This window comes from Pirellulales bacterium, from assembly GCA_036499395.1.
Classification (GTDB): domain Bacteria; phylum Planctomycetota; class Planctomycetia; order Pirellulales; family JACPPG01; genus JACPPG01.
In genome coordinates, this window is record DASYDW010000126.1 from 1 (window position 1) to 19801 (window position 19801).

A 19801-nucleotide genomic window follows, 5' to 3' on the forward strand; every position below is an offset into this window, starting at 1 on the left:
ATCACACCTCCATGCGATGCGCCGTTCCGCCGGCGAATCCATTCCGCCAATTTTAACAGGGGCGCGATCCCAATTATGGGTGAGTTCGCCGCAGGGATACAACCCCGGTTAACAGGGGTCTTACGAGTCTTGCTTCTGGAATGCATCGCACGCGGCCGGCAGAATAACCAGGCCTTTACGACATAACGCCCAGCCCTATTCGGGGATCAATGTCATTGTCTTATGGATGACTGCTGAGATGGCCGGATATATCAGCCCGTTCTGGCTGACGTTCAAGCAGGCTTTGGAACTCGGCGGGTACGTCAAGAAAGGCGAGCACGGCTCGCAGGTCGTCTACGCGAGCACCTTCAAGAAGAAGGACACCAAAGACGCCGGCGATGAGATCGAGCAGGATATTCCGTTCTTGAAGGCCTATACGGTTTTCTGTGCCGACCAGTGCAAGGGACTGCCGGCTCACTTCTACCAGCTGGCCGAGCAGCCGAAGGAGACGCTTGCACGCATCGAGCAGGCCGACCGGTTTTTTGCCAATACCAGGGCCGACATCCGCACTGGCGGAAACAAAGCATTTTACGCCTGCGATGCCGACTACGTGCAGATGCCGCCTTTTGAGACGTTCCGCGATGCCGAAAGCCATGCCGCCACGCTGGCCCATGAATTGAATCACTGGACGCGGCATTCGTCACGGCTCAACCGGGAATTCGGCCGCAAGCGTTTCGGTGACGAAGGCTACGCGATGGAAGAACTCGTGGCCGAGCTTGGCTCCGCTTTCCTCTGTGCGGATCTGGAGATAACACCGGAGATTCGCGAAGACCACGCCAGCTATGTCGCTAACTGGCTGCAAGTCTTGAAGAACGATAAACGGGCAATTTTCACCGCGGCGAGCTACGCATCGAAGGCCGCCGACTATCTGCACGGCCTGCAACCCAAACAAGCAGCCTGACCATCAACCCCGAAAGGCTTTCCCATGTACTACGTTATTTGTCCGGAATGCGGGGCCAGGATTGAGATCCCCGATACCGCCGTCGGCCCCGATCGCACCGACCTTTGGAACGTCGTCGGTTGCGACGAGTGTCGCATCGCCTTCGACTATGACGACGAGGAGGTCGTGGCCGACGACACGATCGTCTAACCCATTGTAATGAATTGCCAAACGCGCCGCACGACGGCTTGTAGCCGCCGTGCGGTTTTTCGTTGTCACGTCAAGGCACCCTTTGAAGCGCTGCTGGAGACGTTGCTCTTAGCTGACTTAGTCTTCGATTGGATGCATTGCTATGGCTGCGGGGAACGAATCGTCCAGGGGATTGCACAGCTCACTGAGCCAGCCATCCGCCATCGACTGCAAGTGACGTTCCCGTGGTGAACGACGCCGCATCCGAGCACAGATATAGTACGGCTGCGGCAATTTCTTTGGCCTTACCCATGCGTCCGATCGGATGCTTGGCGATCAATGCTTCTCGGGCCTCCCCTTCTTTGCCGGCAAAGCGGTCGATCATGTCCGTTTCGATCGCGGCGGGCGAGATCGCGTTGACGCGAATGTTCTGCTGAGCGAACTCCAGCGCGACGCACTTGGTCATTCCTTCGACAGCGTGCTTTGATCCGACATAAATGGCCACCTGAGGAGCGCCTACATGACCAAAAGTGCTCGATGTATTGACGATGGCCCCGCCACCGGTCTTTAGCATGGCGGCCACCTCGTGCTTCATGGCGGCAAGCACCCCCCAGACATTAATGTCGAACACCGCCCGGTATTTCTCCATGGTCACCTCAGACAGCGGACCGGCAGATTCAATCCCCGCATTATTGAAGGCGATATCGAGCCTGCCGAATGTTGCGATGACGAAATCGACAGCCGCCTTCACTTCGGGCTCCTTGGAGAAGTCGGCCTGGAAAAAGGCCGCAATTCCTCCTTCTTTTTCAATCTCAGCAACGACTTGCTTGCCTTCTTTCTCCCGGCGTCCGGTTACGACAACCTTGGCGCCTGCCTCCGCGAATGCGACGGCGGTCGCCTTGCCGATACCAGACGTGCCGCCCGTGACCAATACGTTTTTGCCTTCGAAAGTCTTCGACATTGTTATCTCCGTTAGGTTCAGTTCGCATTTCGGAACGCCGCTTGGGCGCGCGGTCGATCTGCAATGTTTCGGCGACGATGCGTTCGCGTTTGAAGACTTACGAGCCGAATTGGGCTCCGCATTTCGCAGCGCGGACCTGGAGATCACGCCGGAGAAACGCCTCTAGGTTTTCGAAATGTGGCGACGTTTGCGGTAAGCGACCAGCACTACACCCACTGTACCGACGCACGATAGAGCGAGACTGCAGGGTTCCGGGACGTTGGCGATGGTCACGGTGCCACCGCTTGGCCTGGAGGTTAGCTGGAAAAACCCGCCGCTGGCCGTCGTAAATTCATACCCAACACTGGCTCCCGCCTGGCCAGAGTACGTTCCCGGTCCCGCGAGCGTCGTGGCATAATTCGCTGACATATCGCTGGTCGAGAGAATCAGGATTACGGCTGAAAGTCCGATATCGGCTCCTGTGAACGTGCCGTTAGTCACGGACAATGCGGTGCTATCGAGTTCGAAGGGGCCATTAAACTGTGAGCCGTTGCTCGGGTTAAAGCTATGCCCCGTCAGCGTGTCCGAAACACCTCCGACCGAGATCGTCGCGTTTCCGACGAGTTTGACCGAGGCAAATCCGTCAGGAGGGTTGTCGACCTCAAACGTGCTGGAGTTGAGAGTGCCCGTCAGCGTGACCAGGGCATCGGTGAACGGTGTTCCGTCAAGAACGCCCGAGCCGGTTGCCGTTTCCGTCACGGTTAAGACTGCGGCAGTGGCTTGACTACAAACCATGCCGCATACAACGGCCAGGAAAAATAGAGTATTGCGCATCATGATGGTCCTCTAAAAAACGGACAGTGGAACGGGGTTCAATCACAGTGGTTCATGGGTGTAGTTGCCGCGCAAAAGCGACACTGCATTCCAAAGGCAGCGTCGCTCTTGTCGGGCCTACGCGTAGGCCCGGCAGCAGAGCCATCAACCGGTTGATCGCCGGATGCGGATCACACCGCAGATACCTCGGCTTGCTGAACTGCGCGAACGCATCAATTGCGTTGAGCGCGGTAGCTGAAAGCCTAGGTGGTCGTCACTAGCGGCCCCATGAGATTAGAGGGGATATGCGTTGTCGAGCTAAAACGAGGACCGTGGTCCGGTTTTCTATATCGGCGAACCTGGACACAAATAGGCACACGGGCCCCCAGCAACATAATGGGGCCTGCGAGCGAGTCAAGAAGCCTTGGGCCAGATATGCCACTCGGCAGCCGGCTGCGGCCGGTCGTTGACGCGAGGCAAACAAAAAAGCCCCGGCTGGTGGGGCAGGAACCAGCCGAAGCATTGGCAAGCCCGAGGGCATGCACGGTGGTGAGTATAGCTGTCATCGCCACATTACCCAATCCTGTCTCGGGTGAAGAATCCGACAGGCCGCGCAATACCGATTTTCGATTCATTGCGCTATAATCGACGTGCTGTCCATCACATTGGACAACGACAATTTGAATTGACGCGCAAGCGCGTCAAGACGCTGCTTCCGAGAAAACCGGCAAGTTTGATTTGGGAAAGCAGTGCCTTGGACCGCGCCCCGTGAGACGGGGCGTCGGCCAGGGTGCGCTTCCCATGCCCCTTGCCGGGGGTTCTCGGAGCGTCCTTGTGTCGACGCCCTTATTTATTGGGGACGCGGAAATGGCCAAATGTCGCGAGGAAACGGTCCGAAGGATTCTAGATTCCCTTCCACCTTTGCCACTGAGGGACGATCAGCGGCAAGCCATCTTCAAGGCGCTTCAGTTTTCCCCGCAGCAGATCGCGATCGCCGAACTGATGCTGCGCGACGCCAGCAACTCCGAGATCGTGGCGGTTCTAGGGATCGGCAATGGCACGGTCAAGTCGTATCAAAAGCGCATCTTTGCCCGTACCGGAACGCATAGCCGCATGCAGTTGGCGATGCGCGTGCTCGCCGTTTCCCACGACATCAACGGTGATGGGCACGGAATTTCAACTGGATGACATCCAAGTGGGTGACACCTAACCGGGCGACTTGTCGGTAGGCGGATGCAGAGCGTATTCTTTCGAAACTTCCCGATCTTCTCATCCAACTGCGCTGCTAGTGAATTAAAACCTCACGCCTACCGTGCCGACGGCGTCTCTATTAGGGCACGACTTTGACTGCGGGCAATCGCTGCGGACGTCCTCGTTCGCATATAGCCTTCCAGTGCGGCCCGCGCACGCTCAGCATCCATCTTAGAACCGCACACTATTTGACTCAGGGGGTTTTATGCGCGCAACGGGCTTTTATGTCGAAATGTTGTTTACCATGGTTGTTCTTTTCGCATCGTCCAACTTCAGCCAGGCAATGATCTTAAGCACCAGTGCGGCTGTCAGCGTTATCAGTCCACCGGCAAACGTCTCAGAAGGAAAAATGGAGAGCAATACGACCATTTGGGCTTTCCCGGAAGAGCAGAACGTTACCTTGGCGCAGGATTTGGCCGTCGACGTCTCGCTGCCCGGCACCTCGCCGTTGAATGGAGTTCAGAATTTGACGCCGGGAAATATTGGAGCGGGCAACAGCGTCAGCAGCTACTTCGTCCATTTCGACGCAGTTGGCGCACCGACGAATGCCGTCACCGCGTCCGGCTCGATTACCTTCGATCAGAACATTGTAGGGCTGATCGTTTTGACGGCGACACTGGAAGACTCCAATACGGGTCTCGGATTTCCCGGAACAATCTACGACAACGCTATTAGCGGAGAGGGTGCCGAAGGGCTTGAAATTGTAGGCGGCGGACTTGGAAAGGACTCCAACGATCAAATCACGCTCAGTGCCGATCGTCATACCGTGTCGTTCAGCTTTCGCGACACTGGCTCAGCTGATGATTTTCGCGTCGTGACAAGCGTGCCGGAGCCGTCGACACTGTTCCTTGTACTCGCAGGTGCTGCATTTCTCGGTGCGTGGCGGTGGCGGCGCAGCCGCTATTTCAACTCCAAGCCCTCGACAACGGTCGCGGACTTGGGAGCTTGTAACGCGGCAGGCTCATCGGCTTCCTGAATCCACGGCACCCGGTGCCGGGCGATGCCGGCGAAAAGACGGACATTGTAACGGATTTCGGCATTGAGGTTACGGCCGGTGACTTTGACCCGCTTTGCGCCAAAATGGAGCGTAATGCCTTCCGAAGGATCGAATTCGGCGCGCTCCAGCCACGCATAGCTAAGCGCCGTGACCTTGCCGTCGCGGTGACGCAGCTCCAGCATCAGCGCCCGGTCATGTGTGCCGCGCAAATAACCAAACGAACCCAGATCGTCGAGGGCGTCCTCCGGGGCGCCTTTGACCTCTGGGGCGTGGTCTGGCTTGGGCTGAAGGTATTTTTGCAGGACATTATCTTTCATGGGTTAGCTCCCGGCGCTCGCTCGCCGCTTTTTCCGCGCTTCGTTCCAGCTCGCGCCGCTCGGCCAATTGGCGCTGCGGCGTGCCATTGACCAGTTCGATCGCCGTCACCCGCTCATCCGAACGGCTGACCGCCTCCAGTAAAGAGTCCTTGTCGTCGGTATAGATGTTTACCTGCTCGCGGGCTCGTGATGCAGAGACGTAAAACTGCTCGCGCGACGAGGCGGCGAAGGATTCCGCCGCCTGTCCCACGAACACCCGGTCGACGGTTTTGCCCTGGCTGGCATGGCTGGTCACCACGTAGCCGTAGGCGAGGAACCCCCAGTCCTTGTCGACTGTCCAGCCGTTGCCCAGCACGATGTTGCCGTCGGCGTCGAACTCCTTGACCTTATATATGGCGCCGTTGTTGAGCCGATGCTTCTGATCGGCCGTCATGCCGTTACGCGTAATCCGCACCGCGTCCCCCGGGGCCAATTCCAAGGTCGACGAATGAAAGACCTGGAACCGCGACGCCTGGTCGAGCGGTAGGGCGCGGCCAGCGGCGGCCGACAGCCGATCGCCGCGACCAAATCTCTTACCGTTTTGGTGAAAGACGAGCACGTCGCCGGCGCCGTAATTGACCAGGTCGGAGCGCTCGGCCTCGGTGAGACCGGCGTTTTCGAGCACTTGGAAATTCCGCGCGTCGCCGCGGAGCTTGCCTGTCTCGTACAAGGTTCGGCGGATTTCGGCGGAGATGCGATTGCCTTCGGCATGCGTCGGCGATACCACCAGCGCCGTTTTACCGTGCTCGACCGCCTGGACGTAGTCGGCGGCCATGTGTTTGTAGCGTTCATCGTCCGCCGATTCATGAATCCAGCCCAGCTCGTCGAGATGCCTAAACCCCTCCTCGCCGCGACCCTCCGCCAGTGCTTTGACCGCTGCCTTGTAGGCGCCCGACTGACGCTGGATTTCTTTGACCTCGGCCGGCACCAGGCCCGCCTCTTGCTCCAGCAGCCGCAAGGCGGCTCCGCGTTCTACCGAGCCGTGCTGATAACGGTCGCCGGAAAGAAGCACCCGCGCGTCATGCTTCTCAGCCAAGTTGAAGACCTGCGACATCGTTTTCATGCCAAGCAGGCCGGCTTCGTCGATCCAGAGGACTTGCCCCGCGATCTGCTGTTGCAACTTTTCATCGACCAGGAGGCGGGCCACGGTATCGGCGTCCTTAAACCCCGCCTCGCGTAGCGTGCCGCGGCTTGCATCGGCCGACGGCGCGAAAGCGAACACCTTGGTTCCCCTTGCCTCGATCGCTTCGACCGTCTCTTGCATCAATGCCGTTTTGCCGACGCCGGCGGCGCCGCGAACAAGCATCACGCGATCGCGCGACTCGACCAGGTGCTGTACTGCCCGTTTCTGAGATTCATTGAGCCAATCGCGACGGCACTCGTCGTAGTGCCGGGCAAACGGGGCGCAGGCGCCCCGCCCTTCGCGCGCAAACTGGATGACTCGCTTCTCCTCGGCAAGAACTTCGGGCGTCGTCACCATTTGTCGGCCGTGGCGCGTTCCAATGATGAGGTCTGCCGTCTGTGCCTCGCGCTGCACCTCTTCGGCGGTCGCTTCGCCGACCGAGTGCCACAGTGCCGTGGTTAGGAACTGGCGTTCCGGCACTACGCTCTTTCGCTCAAATACGTGGCTCTTCGCGTACTCGATCGCCCGCGCCGAGGCACCGCTGTCCGCCGGTTCGGCGTCGCCGCCAAGCCTTTGCTCCAAATTGGCCAGAACCGCCAGCTCTCCAGCTGACATGCGGTCCCGCCAAAGGTCCTGTAGTTCGGGGAGCGTCAGGTCCTTGGCCTTGCGCGAGCGCGTCTTGGCCCCCAGCTCCGCTTTCGCATCGGCGTCGTCGATTCCCATCTCGCGGGCTTTCTCTTCGATCAGCGCCGTTCGCCGCGAGAATTTGTCAATGAGGTCCTTGTTAACCCCTGAGAGTTCCCAGCCCTTCTTGGTGCGCTCGATTGGCAGCCCAAGGTCGGCCAGTTGATGCGTTAGACGCGAATGGAACACTGCCTCAAAATACGGCGCATCCCGTTTCAGCTCGCGAAACTGCCCCGCCTTCCAGGCCTGCTCTTGTTCATCGAACGTCGTATTGAACACGAAGCAATGGGCATGCAGATGCGGATCGGGGACGCCATCAACCGGGCGCGACGTGAAATGGATGAACTCGCCCCAGGCCATGTTGCCGGTCGTGCGGTTTTCATTCTTGCCCCCTTTGCGCACACGAGCCGATATTTCAGCTTCCATGTCGTGCATCGTGCCGTCCACGGCATCGCGGAAGGCCTCCAAGATCCGCTCGTCGCGCGTTGTCGCGTAGAGCAGCGACACGCTCTTGGGCACATGGAAGTTGAAATCGTAGCCGATCGTCCGGTCCGCTCGCAGTCTGGCGGTCAATTGATCGCCGGTTTGCGGATGCAAATTGTCGCACAGCGTGTCCCAGTCAGCTTGCCTCACCTCTCCTTGCAAGCCCAGGCGGAGTGCAGCCGCGCCGCACCAGCGGCCGGTGAGTTCCTGCCCCTCGGAATAGTAGTCGGCGGTCGAGTAGTAGCCCTTCGCGCCATTGACATGTGTGTTCTGCGTGATGCGTAGCATGCCGAACTATACGCACCAAATGGTTGAACTTTGGTAAACGTCCTTCGCGGTCACCGTGTGTCACAGGCTGGCACAGTCTGTCGCCATTCGGTCGTGTTTCTTGCCAAGTGTCTGACAACTCCTTCGTTTCCGGCGCCCGAGTCCATCCTCGCCCGCGGCCTTCTTGCTTGGCACTTACGCAGCGTCGCCGGTCCCGCAATCAGAAAATCGTGGCCCCTCCCCATCTTCCTGCGCTGCGCTCCGTGCAGACCGGGCCCCTCCAGATTTTCAGCTTGGCAGGAACGCCAGGAAGCTCCGGCTAGCCCGCTGCGGTTGTGGTGCCGCAAGGCCGCGATGGTCGCGGCTGGAAACTCTAGCGAACGAAGGAGATAGCTATGTCAGACACCACGAAACCCAACGAAACGACCGGCCCCAAGACTCCGAGCCACGTCGCCTACCAGGTCAGAGACCGCGAAGGACGCAAAGCGTTCTGGACGCGTATCGGCAGTGCCTGGGCGCACGCAGACGGTCAGGGCTTCAATGTCCAGCTCGAATGCGTACCGCTCGACGGCCGCGTCGTCCTCCGCATTGCCTCGGAGAAGAAGGAGTAGTTCACCGGCCGGGGCGGGCATTGAAGCCCGCTCCGGTTTTTTTGAGGCCTTCAATTGCGACGGCGATGAGCAACCTCGCCCCGCCAGCTCCATCGCAGCGCAAATAGCATCCGCACGGCGGCATTAGCTGCCATTGCTGCCATTGCCCAAACTCTCAAAAATCCGGAGAATCGCGTCCGAGCATCGGCAGAGCGACGGATTTCAGCACTCACCCGAATGGCGATGTTTCGAGCGTAGGAGGCGAGAAATGTCCGAATTGCCGAACCTCGGAGATCGGATGTTCGTGCCGATTAACACTGACATGTGGAGCGGCATGGAGTTCCACCGCTTTATCGGATTCCAACGGGCATACGTGGTGGGATTCAAACACGCAGCCGACAGTCTGATCGAATCTGTCATTCAGGAGGGTGGTCGGACACTGGATGAGCGAGTCATACCCGCATGCCATCTCTACCGGCACTACGTCGAATTGCACCTCAAATACATCCTTTGCGAAGGTCGCACAGCGGGTCATGTTGCATTTAAGAACGAGGATATTCAAAACCATAGCGTCTATCACTTGTGGCAGGCCACCAAGAGACTAATGCTCTTGGCATTTCCCGAGGAGCCCGCCGACAGGCTTGCCGCAACCGAGCTTCTGCTAAAGGACGTGTACGACTGTGATCCCTCCGGTCAGGAATCGCGATATCACGAAACGCGGGGAGGAAAAGCAAGCCTGAGTCAGCTGCCGAATCTCTACGATCTGCCGAACCAGTTGCGCATGATGGCGAAGCTGGAAAAGTACTTCGAAGAATGGGTCCTCGTCTTCCAATGCCAATTCGAGGACGAAGACTTCCATTCGGCAACGCCACCTTTGGAACTTTTTCCCTCCAAAGAGTCGCCGGAGGTTCATTAAGCGGACCAACGGACGCCTGATCTTGTTTGTTGCCCGCTGGCCCCTTGGTCAACAACGCGTCTTATTTTTCGCAGCTTCAGTTCCCGAGCCTGGCCCCCCCAGCGCCGGTCATTTGTCGCGGTGTAGAGGAGCTGACAGAGGCCTTCGCCTACAGTCAGTCAGTTGTATTTCTGGATTGCAAATTTGGTGTCAGACGTCTTCCCTAAGCGGTGCTTAGGACGAATTTCACGGTGAAATCGGCATGACAGCAATCATTCAATCTTGAAAGACAGCCAGCTTTCCATCTTGCTGACATGAAAGCCAGCAAGAAATCTGTCTTGCCAGAATGTCAGCCAGAAGGATTGCAAGATGGCAAGCAATCATTCATGCATGCCTGCCAGAGAGCAAGCCTGAAAGGTTGCCATCCTGCCAGATTGATTTCGTGCTTGCATGTTGGCATGAAATCGTGCTATCCGTTGAAGATGATTATTACGATCGCGAATTCCAAAGGCGGTGTCGGCAAGTCGACACTCGCCGTCCACCTGGCGGCATGGCTCCACGAGCAGGGATGCCGTGTCACGCTGGCCGATTGCGACACGCAGCAATCAAGCTCTGAGTGGATTCGCGAAGCAGTACCGGGGGTTAAGGCCGTTCGCCTGGATAACCCCGACGTAATCCTCAATGAATTGCCGAATCTAAGCCAAGATGCCGACTTCGTCGTAGCCGATGGTCCGGGAAGCCAGACCGAGACCAGCCGGGCGCTGCTCTTGCGCGCCGATCTGGCAATCGTGCCGTGTAAGGCAAGCATGCTGGAAATCAGGGCGTTGGCCAAGGCTACTGAGGTACTTCGGCAGGCCCAGGATATCCGCAAGGGAGTCCCCAAAGCAGTCATAGTGCTGAGCATGATTGGCATGCACTACCGACTAACCAAAGACATGAAAGACGCCGCCGCGGCGCTATCGCTACCGCTCGCAACCAATGCGATGATCCTGCGACAGATTTATGCCGACGCACCGGGGCAAGGAGCCGTCGTCTGGAACATGGGGGCGCGCGCCCGCGATGCTGCCAACGAAGTCGACGGGTTGTTCCGCGAAATCTTGCCGGACGTGGCCAAGAACCGCGTCACCACCAAACGACATGTAACGAAAGCGTAGGGGACAGGGATGGCCGATCGACGCTCGCTCATCGAAGGCCTGCAATCAACGCCGTCGCCCGTCGATACGACCGCGGAAAAGGACTTCGTCTACGGGGAAAAGGCGAAGCCTCCACAGAACATGACGCCGACAACGCCTACGATTAACCGAGTGCCGATTAGCACGCGGATGCGAGAAGACTTTGCCAAGGCGCTCAAACGCGCCTCATTGGAGCGGCAGTTGAAGGGCCTCGAACCCAACACGCTGCAAGACATCCTCGAAGAGGCCGTCGAGCCGTGGCTCAGAAATAACGGCTATATCCCCTGATTCAGTCAGAAGGTGCGGAGAGGGACGGCACCTCGGCCAGCGGCAATTCATGTTGCCGGCTGGAGCCTTTGAGGTGATAGGATTTGACGAATGCCAGGCGGTCGCCGTTGAACATGAATCGGATGTTGACGAAGAAGACCCCATCGCTGGCGCTGCGGTACAAGAATTCTTTCTCCAGCAGCTCTCGCACGCCCCGCTGATAGGTGCGGTCGCTCATCCCGTGGTCTTTTGCGACGTACTGGTTCAGCTTGATTTCATCGGAGCCGGGGTTGGCGCGCATCTGGTGATAGACCAGTTCAAACACCTGGATGCCGGTCTTCGACAAGCCAGTGGCCTGCTTGATCCCATCAAGGAAGAGTTTTACGAACCGGGTCGTGTCGACCTCCTCTTCCCACCAGAATCCCATTCCGCCAATGCCTTTAATCTCGCCGGTACTGTTATCGACGATCATCGAGGCCTTGCCACCTGGCACCTGAAACCGCCGACTACGCGTCGGTATTCCATTCGCAGAGGGAACGCTCGGATTCGTGCGGTAAATGGGGAAGCCCCGCTTCACGCTGAGCTGGTTTGTCGGTATCTCAACTATCTGCTGTTCTGCTTGGCGCTCATCCGTCATTTTCAGCCTCCATTTTTGTCACTTAACAGTCAGGACACTGGCACACTACCGACAAAAGCGCAAGGAGTTTGTGACGGTCAAACGTCCATTCGTGACGGTCAACCGCCCAAATTTGTCGTTTCGGATTCAACGAATTCAAACAGTTGCGCCATTCCTCTTTCTTGTATTAAAAGCTGCTCACTTAACCCGACGCTGAAGCGCGTATCCAAATCGCTGGCTTCGGCGGCGGGTTTCTAGTGCCTTTCGTAAGACCGGGCCGAAGCATCGAAAAACAATGACATAACAGTGCATAACTTGTCCAAGTCGTTGATCGTTCAAAGCAAACTTAGAATCGAAGCGTTGCCGACAAGCGAAGGACCGGAAGTGGCATTCAAGGAGAAGTGGCCGATCCATTCGATGGGACACGGGTGAAATCGAATTCTGAGGGCCAATAGAGAGGCGATTCGCGATAAATCGCCCTCTCGCTGCCCGCCAAGCACTTTCGGCGCTGAAATGCCATCTATTCAATTCCAATTATGGAAGCCCTCTGATTCCCGCCTAAGCCACTTTGCAGACCGGACTTACACCCGGTAGGATGGGACCCCGCAAGCAGTGCTACTAGGCATTCTTGCCGGACAGATGCGCTGGCCGCACGCCTGGTGGCGGGGCTGTCTCTCTGAGCCAGAGAAATCACCTAATTTGGGGGTCAGCATTACCATGCGGCCGACTGGGGAACTACGCGCCGTCGTGGCGTCGCAGGTGTCGGCGCTCAGCGGAAATAGGTGGCACCAGCTCGGCATCGCCCGAGTCCGTACGAGACCAAATGGTGCCAAGTGGCTTCGTTGACTTCACACATTGCCAGTGCTATCCGGAGTCAGGACCACAGAGCATGAACGGCCGAAAGCAATCACCATGACCGAACCGACCATTACTTGCCCGAATTGCAAGACCGAGATCAAGCTCACCGAGTCGCTCGCAGCGCCGCTCATCGCATCGACGCGTCAGCAATACGAAGAAAAGCTTGTCCAGAAGGACGCAGACGTTGCGAAGCGTGAAGCAACTGTCAAAGAAGAAAAAGCAAAGATCGCCAAGGCCCTTGCGTCCATCGACGAGCAGGTAGCCGAAAAGCTCAAAACTGAACGGTTGACGATAGTCGAGGAAGAGGCCAGGAAGGCTCGGCGGCTTGTGTCATCGGATCTGGAGAAACAGGCCAAAGAGCTTGCAGAGTTGCAGGAGGTCCTAACGGAACGTGACGGCAAACTCGCAGACGCGCAAAAGGCCCAGGCCGACCTTATCCGTAAGCAGCGTGAGCTGGACGACGCCAAGCGCGAAATGGAGTTGACCATCGAGAAGCGGGTTCAGGAATCACTAACCACCGTTCGGGATAAAGCGAAGTTGGAAGCGGAAGAAGGGCTCAAGCTGAAAGTTGCCGAAAAAGAAGAACAGATCGCCGGTATGCAACGGCAGATCGAAGAACTTAAACGCAAGGCCGAACAGGGATCGCAACAACTTCAAGGCGAAGTCCAAGAATTAGAACTCGAATCACTTCTGCGCTCGGCCTTTCCGCAGGATTTGATCGAGCCCGTTCCCAAAGGTGAATTCGGCGGAGATCTGATCCAGAAAGTTATGGGGCCGATTGGCCTTTGTGGAACGATCCTCTGGGAATCAAAACGCACCAAGAACTGGAGTGACGGCTGGCTTGCGAAGCTGCGAGAAGACCAACGTGCGGCTAAAGCCGAAATCGCACTGATCGTCACTCAGACAATGCCGAAGGACGTCGAGACTTTCAACCATATCGACGGAGTCTGGGTCTCCAGTCACCGTTGCGCGATTCCCGTCGCCATCGCCCTGCGGCACTCGTTAATTGAGCTTGCAGCGGCACGCAAGGCAGGTGAGGGTCAGCAAACCAAAATGGAGATGGTCTACCAGTATCTCACAGGTCCCCGTTTCCGCCATCGCATCCAGGCAATCGTCGAAAAGTTCGGCGATATGCACGAGGATTTACAGCGGGAACGTAAAACCATGACCAAGTTATGGGCGAAACGTGAAGAGCAAATTCGCTGTGTTGTGGAATCCACGGCCGGCATGTACGGCGACTTGCAAGGAATTGCAGGCAAAACCTTACAGGAAATCGAAGGCCTCCAATTGCCGGTTCTTCCTTCGCCGGAATCAACTAGCGATGAACCATCGTCGCGGTAGTTGTATGCGCGCATGAGCACCAGGGTTTCGCAGTTAGTATAAACGACTTGCACTCATTTGCATTTATGTACGACTAACTGGACTATCCTAGCACAATCGCTTTAATGACTATCCATACCAAGTGCACGGATTAGTCTGTACACTTCTGAGTCGACCCCTCGTTCTGCTGACCGTAGCCATCGTTTGTCGCTGCAAAGCACCTGCACTTTGTCCGGAGCACTCTAATGTCAACCGATCCCGCCGAAGCAAAGACTTTCGTGGTGAGCTGGCTACTGAAAGTAAAAGCAGATGCGTCATTGAACCAGCATATGGTCGACCTGCTTGCAGACCACCATGCGAATGGCACAAGTAGCGACGAGAACATTCTGACGTCTCTGCTCACGCTGGCAAACAAGCCGGAGGTACCCGATGGCGTTCATTAAGAGGATCACCGTCTCCGGCTTTCGTGGAATCCTTACACCGCTCGAATTGTCGTTCGTAAAAGGCGGAAATAGTACGTCAATGGCGCTGTTCGGCCGCAATGGTTTCGGCAAAAGCTCGCTGACAGATGCTTGGGAGTGGCTGCAAACCGAAAAAATTGACCGACTGGGGCGCGAGGGCGCAGGCCCGAATGCATTTCCGCATCGGCAAGCAAATGACGGTACGTCCTATGTCGAAGTAGAGTTTGCCACGCTCGGATTGGGAAAGATGACCTTCAACCCAAAAACAATCACAAAACCAACTCGGGATGGCGTGATCGATGCGTTCCGCCAGGCGGCACCCTACCCTTGCGCTTTGCGATACGAGGACCTGACGCGATTTATCTATTTCACGAAGTCAGAGCAGTACGATGCCCTCGCGGTGTTAATGGGCTTCACGCCTCAGGTGGAATACCAGAAGATGCTCCGTCGAGTGAGTCGAAAGCTTAAAGACGAAGTCGATAAGCAGCAAGCGATCGTAGAACGAGAAAAGACGAAGCTTGCGACACTTATCGGAGAGAAGCCAGACGCGACCAAACTAGTAACGTTCCTTCGAGGCCAGTTTGGTGCTGCCAAGATGGCGCTCCCGGAATCTGTGACAGAAGCAGTAGAGGCACGAGAAAAACTTGAAAAGACGATCAAAAACGATCCTCGCGCAACTTCATTAGCAGATCATACCAGCCTACGTAAATGCATTGTTGGGCTGAAATCAGGGTCTGCGGTGGAAACCGAGTTGGTTACATATGCCGCAAAGGTCGAGGCATTCAAGACTGCCGAACGAGACGCCGTCGATTTGATGCTGATCGGCCTCTATGAGAAGGGGAACGAAGTTATTAAGCAACGCGATCTCGGCGAAGACGCCCCCTGTCCACTATGCGGCAACGTCTTCGAGGGGAGCCTAGCGGATCACATCAAAAGGGAGTTGGAAACGCTGCAATCGCTAAAAGCTTCGAAGGACACGCTCGATGCATTCAGAAAACGGCAAGTCACTGCAACTGCCCCCTTTGGCAAGCTCGCAAAAGCGTTGGAAGCTGGAAGCAACGGCAATCCAATCGCGACCCAGTCGCTGCTGAAGGAAATCACGGACGCCTGCGAGGCTTTGGACGTCTGCTTCGGCAAACTAAGCGAATTGCTAAACGTTCAGCCGGAGAGCATAATCGCGGACACGCCCGGCCAGATACGCACAGCAGCCAGCAACATTGCTGCCAAAGCCAAGACATGTGACGCTGCACGAGAGGGGCTTCTTACGAAGATTGACGCTGAGATTGAACTGCTCAAGGATGATGGAGCACGCGACAAACTAGTAGAAGCTGCGAGTCAAATCGCGGCGGCGATGAATCAGAATGGCGAATGTGTCGGTGCATCCGATGCTTTAGCTGTTATCATGAAGAAACGAATTGAATTCGATGCCATTACCGATCACTACATCGCCACCGGCAATGCAGACATTGAGGCAAAGTTCAACAGTATCTCGGCCGAGGTCGAGAAGTATTTCGGAGTTCTAGAGGAGCACACGGAAGGGGTTGGGCGCCCAGTGCTTCGGCTGCAAGTGGATCAGGACCGCGCGGTTACCTTGGAGATTGAGTTCCGCGGCGAGCCAATCAGTCCGGCCTATAAGTACTTGAGCGAATCCCAGCTCAACAGCTTTGGGCTCTCCCTTTTTCTCGCCGCGGCGCGACGGTTCAATGCTGGTTTTCGATTCCTACTACTCGATGACATCGTCAACAGCTTCGATGCTTATAAGCGGCCCCAGCTGGTGAAATTGCTTAAAACCGAGTTTGGAGACTTTCAATTCCTGCTTCTGACACACGATGACGTGTGGTGCGAACAGTTGTTCTCGCATTTCCCACAGTGGGTTCGCAAACGCATCACGCGTTATGACGTCACCACGGGTCCTATTATGCAGGACGGCTTGTGCGATTTAGAGCTGGTTGAGAAAGACCTGGACGACGACCAGCCTTCGAGGGCAGGGCAACTGCTTGGGCCAATGCTTGAGCGGGAGCTTCAGGAACTGTGCGAAGCGTTCGAAGCGATGGTCACCTACAACCGCCGGAATGAATATACGTTAAAGCCGCTGCTAACCCGGTTGATCGCAAGGGTGAAAGACAAGCTGAAGCCAGATCATAGGTTGTCCAAGGCGCTCGACGATCTTGATGCAAAGTCGGCTTTCCGCAACTTCTGTGCTCACTGGAAGAATCCAGCAAGTCCGCTAACGACGCCCGAAATACGTGAGGTTCTGAGGAGCTGGAAGGATATCGTTGCAATGGTTAAGTGCTCCGAGGACAAGTGCACAGGCTATGCGAAGCATGACAGAGACAGTTTTGTCTGCAGTTGCAAAAAGTTGAGACTGGCGAAAGGTGATGCGGCGTAGTGTTTCTTCGCGCTGAAGCGATGGACTTCCGCACATTCTACCCGCGCAACTCAATCCGGGTGACAAATCATGCCCTTAACCGATGATTGGCGTTCGGACACCCAGTCTCGATTAGAGAGAAGTTTGCTCTTTACTCGTCTAAAAACACTCTCCGACACTGATCCGGCCGGACATGCCGCTGTTGACCTCGTTCAAGAGGCAGCCCACTACGCCTGCCATCGTACGAAGACAATTGTTCGGCATATGGGAGAGTTTACACTCCATGACGGAGACCATCTTTTTCGTGTTTTGCATTTGATGGAGCGAATCGCCCAGGTAGACATAATCGACAAGCTCTCTATACCAGAGCTGCTCCTGCTCTGTGTCAGCGCATTCCTGCACGATATTGGTATGGCCCCCGATGAAAGAACTGTAATCGCCTGGAAAAAAACATGGGATGTCAATCCAGAGGTTGACGATTGCGACGAAGAAGAATTTCACAACTTCCGACGCTATTGCAGTGCTAGGCCAGAGCAGGAGGCACAACTTGCCGCTTTTCTGGAACAAGGCGACAACACTGCGGCAGACCTTCAGAAAAGCTACCTCATATCCGACTACATTCGACTTACCCACTCTGACAGAGCAAAAGAGATCATTCAAAATGATTGGATGGGGAAGATTAGGTATCGGGATGTCGATCTTACGGTCGAACTCGCGGCAATTTGCTCTAGCCATAACGCTGATCCGCTGACCATTCTGGAAATGGATAAGCACCTCCTGTGCGGGCAAGACACCTTTGCCTGCCTACCCCTCGTAGCAATGCTGCTACGACTTTCAGATCTGCTCGATTTCGATGCAAAGCGAACGCCCGAAGTTCTGTTTTCTCATTTGTTCGTGCGACATCCAGTTTCCCTTAAGGAATGGAATAAGCATCGAGCCGTTGAAGCGTGGCAGATTGGTCCGGAATCGATTGTCTTTCATGCGAAATGTAAACATCCCGCCATCGAAGCCTCGGTTCATGACTTTTGTGATTTGATCGACAATGAGTTGGGAGCCTGTAGCAACGTTGCGGTGCAGCTCAATAATATTAGCCGCGACAACGGGCGCGATATCTTAATTCGAATCCCTTTCAAAGTGGATCGCAGCAAGATTGAAACGCAAAAGAATATCTCCGGCAAACCCGAGTACATCTACCGAAAAACGCAGTTCACTCTAAGCAAAAGCCAGGTTATCGATCTCTTGATGGGCACAAAGCTCTATGGCGACCCGGAAGTCGCGTTGAGAGAGCTCATTCAGAACTCAATCGATGCGTGCCTGTTACGAGCGGCCCTCGAACAGAGTTGGGGGAATAGTTACATTCCAGAAATCGTGATCCGATACTCGACAGGGGAAAGCGGACGTGTTCTGACAATAGCAGATAACGGCACGGGGATGGATCAGCACATCATCGACACCTATTATTCGCAGATAGGATCATCATTTTACAAGTCGGCTGAATTTTATGACATGAAGTCTCAGTCGAATGCACAATTTACGCCTACGTCTCGATTTGGAATAGGGATACTGTCCTGCTTTATGGTCGCGGACTCAATGGTGGTCGAAACGCGACGAGTTTACGCGCCCCACGCTTCTAGTGATCCAATTGAGTTGACCATCGAAGGACAGGAAAGCATTTTCTGGATCAAGCCGGGATCGCGAAAAACTCCAGGGACCACCACGAAGTTATTTTTGAGAAAAAGCAAGAATCCGTGGGAGCAGATGGACGAAGACTCGTTTATTTCAGCCGTAGAGAACGTAATTCCTAATCCGCCGTTCAAAATAACGATCGAAGGACAATCTAAGAAGCGAACGCGTGACCAAAAGAGCTTCAGAGGATTGAAGGCGAGTTCGCTGAAGGATTATTCGTGGGAACGGAATCCGAACGTAAGAGAATTATCGTTCGACTTTAGTGACAGGAAGAAGGGATTTGTCGGTTCAGTGATTATAGCCCTCCTCGAAAAGCGCGGTTCACCGGTTAAAAGTGTGGAAATGCGATCCCGTACAGTCACGATAGACGATGAGACCTACACATTGAAAAAGTCGATAGGGATAAGCGGAAAGGTCATCGAACTGCACTCATCCACGATCACCGTCGACGAAGATGGAGACGTAGAACAATCAGAGACAACCAGTCATTTGGCAAATTCCAAGTCGCGTGTGTCCCTGCATGGCATTGAAGTGCCAACAACTCTGTTTCCAGAGCAGTGGAATGTTCAGAATAATCAGGTCCGGCTTGCATGGCCGTTTCCCGCCTTGCTTGTGATCGACGTTTGCGGTTCACTTGATCTCGATTTGAATTCATCTAGAACCCAGATACTCCAAGGGGATAAATGGGCCAAATTTGAAGATGCGCTGGCATTCGAGATTTGCACGAAGATTTCGTTGGCTGTGGCGAAGCCGTATTGGACGAAGCTTTACAAAGTACTTAGTGACGGTTCCAAAAGCTCTCGGTTTTTAAGATGCCTCGACGTAGTGAATAAGAAAACGAGTACCAGTGGCAGGAAGCGGAGTTATCGGAAGCCCTGAACTGCGAAGTCATGCCTTGCGGTGGCCCGGGTTTACCTGCTCCGTTCCGGCACGCCGACGCAGTTAAGCCCTTGCCCCAAACAAACGCGCTGAAATGACTCGATAGAACTCCTCGTCAGCGTCTGGCCATTCCTCCTCCCGTAGGCACGCTTGGACTATATGCCGGCAATCCCGGGCGATGCTCCGAGCCATTTCTTGGAAATCGACACCGTTACCGTGGGCGAGATCTGCTGAGACTGTCGAAGACGGCCTGCCCAACGACTGCCGAGCCTGAGCACTTAATAGGCCAGCCTCGACAAGCGTGAGAATCGCGTCGCGTATGTGTGGAGGGAGGTCAGGCCACGCGTTCGAGATGTCTGAGACGGCATCCGGCGTCGATTCGCCCTGAGTGCCAGTTGACGCCAGGCAGTGACAGCCAGTGGCGGCCGCGCGACGCTCAGGCGCTGCACCTGCCGAACCGGCGAGCTGTAACTGCAAGCCGTTGCATTGGTTGCAAGAACCGGTTTGCGGGTTCGATTCTCGCCGCCCTATTCATAGCTTGGACCCACTAGCCGACTTTAGTCGTCTGCACTTATGACGGATTCGCCGGCCGCAATGGTGGCAAGGCTCGAGAGTAATTGCATGTCGACAGAGACGGGAAAGAAATGGACCGATCCATCACATTTGA

At 55.8% G+C, this 19801-nt stretch carries 17 protein-coding genes and 1 pseudogene; 13 read left to right on the plus strand and 5 right to left on the minus strand.

The window, feature by feature from the left end:
* Positions 1-148 precede the first annotated feature (148 nt).
* From VGN12_25370 to VGN12_25380, 3 genes and pseudogenes are all read left to right on the plus strand, one after another.
* Positions 149-412, plus strand: a pseudogene (locus VGN12_25370) (ArdC-like ssDNA-binding domain-containing protein).
* The gene (locus VGN12_25375) at positions 404-940 is read left to right on the plus strand and encodes a zincin-like metallopeptidase domain-containing protein (GenBank protein HEY4312806.1); all 537 of its coding nucleotides are present in this window, start codon (positions 404-406) and stop codon (positions 938-940) included. Before VGN12_25370 ends, VGN12_25375 begins: the two are co-directional and overlap by 9 nt.
* A 24-nt stretch (positions 941-964) precedes the next feature.
* Positions 965-1129 (plus strand): MJ0042-type zinc finger domain-containing protein, encoded by a 165-nt coding sequence (locus tag VGN12_25380; protein ID HEY4312807.1) that lies wholly within the window; start codon positions 965-967, stop codon positions 1127-1129.
* 181 nt (positions 1130-1310) lie between these two features.
* Here the strand turns inward: VGN12_25380 and VGN12_25385 are convergent, their stop codons facing one another.
* Together VGN12_25385 and VGN12_25390 are read right to left on the minus strand one after the other, a co-directional pair.
* Positions 1311-2069, minus strand: coding sequence for a glucose 1-dehydrogenase (locus tag VGN12_25385; GenBank protein ID HEY4312808.1), 759 nt, complete (start codon positions 2067-2069; stop codon positions 1311-1313).
* A gap of 162 nt (positions 2070-2231) precedes the next feature.
* Entirely contained in the window at positions 2232-2885 is a 654-nt protein-coding gene (locus VGN12_25390) for a hypothetical protein (protein ID HEY4312809.1), read from the minus strand.
* 777 nt (positions 2886-3662) lie between these two features.
* Here VGN12_25390 and VGN12_25395 point away from each other — a divergent pair.
* Both VGN12_25395 and VGN12_25400 read left to right on the plus strand, forming a co-directional pair.
* Positions 3663-4049, plus strand: coding sequence for a helix-turn-helix transcriptional regulator (locus VGN12_25395; GenBank protein HEY4312810.1), 387 nt, complete (start codon positions 3663-3665; stop codon positions 4047-4049).
* A gap of 268 nt (positions 4050-4317) precedes the next feature.
* The gene (locus tag VGN12_25400; GenBank protein HEY4312811.1) at positions 4318-5088 is read left to right on the plus strand and encodes a PEP-CTERM sorting domain-containing protein; all 771 of its coding nucleotides are present in this window, start codon (positions 4318-4320) and stop codon (positions 5086-5088) included.
* Here VGN12_25400 and VGN12_25405 read toward each other — a convergent pair.
* Positions 5013-5426 (minus strand): hypothetical protein, encoded by a 414-nt coding sequence (locus VGN12_25405; GenBank protein HEY4312812.1) that lies wholly within the window; start codon positions 5424-5426, stop codon positions 5013-5015. The genes VGN12_25400 and VGN12_25405 overlap by 76 nt on opposite strands.
* Positions 5416-8043, minus strand: coding sequence for a MobF family relaxase (mobF, locus tag VGN12_25410; protein HEY4312813.1), 2628 nt, complete (start codon positions 8041-8043; stop codon positions 5416-5418). Before mobF ends, VGN12_25405 begins: the two co-directional genes overlap by 11 nt.
* Positions 8044-8417: 374 nt before the next feature.
* On the opposite strand from mobF, the gene VGN12_25415 reads away from it, so the two are divergent.
* The 4 genes from VGN12_25415 (at position 8418) to VGN12_25430 (ending at position 10967) form a co-directional block, all read left to right on the plus strand.
* On the plus strand, positions 8418-8633 hold the full coding sequence (locus VGN12_25415; protein ID HEY4312814.1) for a hypothetical protein: 216 nt from the start codon (positions 8418-8420) through the stop codon (positions 8631-8633).
* 247 nt (positions 8634-8880) lie between these two features.
* Entirely contained in the window at positions 8881-9528 is a 648-nt protein-coding gene (locus VGN12_25420; protein ID HEY4312815.1) for a hypothetical protein, read from the plus strand.
* A 437-nt stretch (positions 9529-9965) separates the two neighbouring features.
* Positions 9966-10661: a ParA family protein gene (locus VGN12_25425; GenBank protein HEY4312816.1), complete on the plus strand. Its 696-nt coding sequence runs from the start codon at positions 9966-9968 to the stop codon at positions 10659-10661.
* A 9-nt stretch (positions 10662-10670) separates the two neighbouring features.
* Complete coding sequence (locus tag VGN12_25430) at positions 10671-10967, plus strand: hypothetical protein (protein ID HEY4312817.1); 297 nt, start codon at positions 10671-10673, stop codon at positions 10965-10967.
* Between the two features lies 1 nt (position 10968).
* On the opposite strand, the gene VGN12_25435 is transcribed toward VGN12_25430, so the two are convergent.
* Positions 10969-11583 carry a replication/maintenance protein RepL gene (locus tag VGN12_25435; protein HEY4312818.1) on the minus strand — a complete coding sequence of 205 codons (615 nt, stop codon included), beginning with the start codon at positions 11581-11583 and terminating at the stop codon, positions 10969-10971.
* 891 nt (positions 11584-12474) lie between these two features.
* Between VGN12_25435 and VGN12_25440 the strand changes: the two genes are divergently transcribed.
* The 4 genes from VGN12_25440 (at position 12475) to VGN12_25455 (ending at position 19134) form a co-directional block, all read left to right on the plus strand.
* A complete protein-coding gene (locus VGN12_25440; protein HEY4312819.1) occupies positions 12475-13761 on the plus strand; it encodes a DUF2130 domain-containing protein in 1287 nt (428 codons plus the stop codon).
* A gap of 224 nt (positions 13762-13985) precedes the next feature.
* Positions 13986-14183: a hypothetical protein gene (locus VGN12_25445; protein ID HEY4312820.1), complete on the plus strand. Its 198-nt coding sequence runs from the start codon at positions 13986-13988 to the stop codon at positions 14181-14183.
* Positions 14170-16590, plus strand: coding sequence for a hypothetical protein (locus VGN12_25450; GenBank protein HEY4312821.1), 2421 nt, complete (start codon positions 14170-14172; stop codon positions 16588-16590). Before VGN12_25445 ends, VGN12_25450 begins: the two co-directional genes overlap by 14 nt.
* 69 nt (positions 16591-16659) lie before the next feature.
* The gene (locus tag VGN12_25455) at positions 16660-19134 is read left to right on the plus strand and encodes an ATP-binding protein (GenBank protein HEY4312822.1); all 2475 of its coding nucleotides are present in this window, start codon (positions 16660-16662) and stop codon (positions 19132-19134) included.
* The last annotated feature ends 667 nt before the right edge of the window (positions 19135-19801 follow it).

What these genes read in the sequence shown, in the direction of transcription:
- VGN12_25390 (HEY4312809.1), bottom strand. Translation starts at nt 2,885, where the DNA reads ATGATGCGCAATACTCTATTTTTCCTGGCCGTTGTATGCGGCATGGTT.
- VGN12_25430 (HEY4312817.1), top strand. Translation starts at nt 10,671, where the DNA reads ATGGCCGATCGACGCTCGCTCATCGAAGGCCTGCAATCAACGCCGTCG.
- VGN12_25415 (HEY4312814.1), top strand. Translation starts at nt 8,418, where the DNA reads ATGTCAGACACCACGAAACCCAACGAAACGACCGGCCCCAAGACTCCG.
- VGN12_25405 (HEY4312812.1), bottom strand. Translation starts at nt 5,426, where the DNA reads ATGAAAGATAATGTCCTGCAAAAATACCTTCAGCCCAAGCCAGACCAC.
- VGN12_25400 (HEY4312811.1), top strand. Translation starts at nt 4,318, where the DNA reads ATGCGCGCAACGGGCTTTTATGTCGAAATGTTGTTTACCATGGTTGTT.
- VGN12_25445 (HEY4312820.1), top strand. Translation starts at nt 13,986, where the DNA reads ATGTCAACCGATCCCGCCGAAGCAAAGACTTTCGTGGTGAGCTGGCTA.
- VGN12_25380 (HEY4312807.1), top strand. Translation starts at nt 965, where the DNA reads ATGTACTACGTTATTTGTCCGGAATGCGGGGCCAGGATTGAGATCCCC.
- VGN12_25425 (HEY4312816.1), top strand. Translation starts at nt 9,966, where the DNA reads ATGAAATCGTGCTATCCGTTGAAGATGATTATTACGATCGCGAATTCC.
- mobF (HEY4312813.1), bottom strand. Translation starts at nt 8,043, where the DNA reads ATGCTACGCATCACGCAGAACACACATGTCAATGGCGCGAAGGGCTAC.
- VGN12_25395 (HEY4312810.1), top strand. Translation starts at nt 3,663, where the DNA reads ATGCCCCTTGCCGGGGGTTCTCGGAGCGTCCTTGTGTCGACGCCCTTA.
- VGN12_25385 (HEY4312808.1), bottom strand. Translation starts at nt 2,069, where the DNA reads ATGTCGAAGACTTTCGAAGGCAAAAACGTATTGGTCACGGGCGGCACG.
- VGN12_25440 (HEY4312819.1), top strand. Translation starts at nt 12,475, where the DNA reads ATGACCGAACCGACCATTACTTGCCCGAATTGCAAGACCGAGATCAAG.
- VGN12_25435 (HEY4312818.1), bottom strand. Translation starts at nt 11,583, where the DNA reads ATGACGGATGAGCGCCAAGCAGAACAGCAGATAGTTGAGATACCGACA.
- VGN12_25455 (HEY4312822.1), top strand. Translation starts at nt 16,660, where the DNA reads ATGCCCTTAACCGATGATTGGCGTTCGGACACCCAGTCTCGATTAGAG.
- VGN12_25450 (HEY4312821.1), top strand. Translation starts at nt 14,170, where the DNA reads ATGGCGTTCATTAAGAGGATCACCGTCTCCGGCTTTCGTGGAATCCTT.
- VGN12_25420 (HEY4312815.1), top strand. Translation starts at nt 8,881, where the DNA reads ATGTCCGAATTGCCGAACCTCGGAGATCGGATGTTCGTGCCGATTAAC.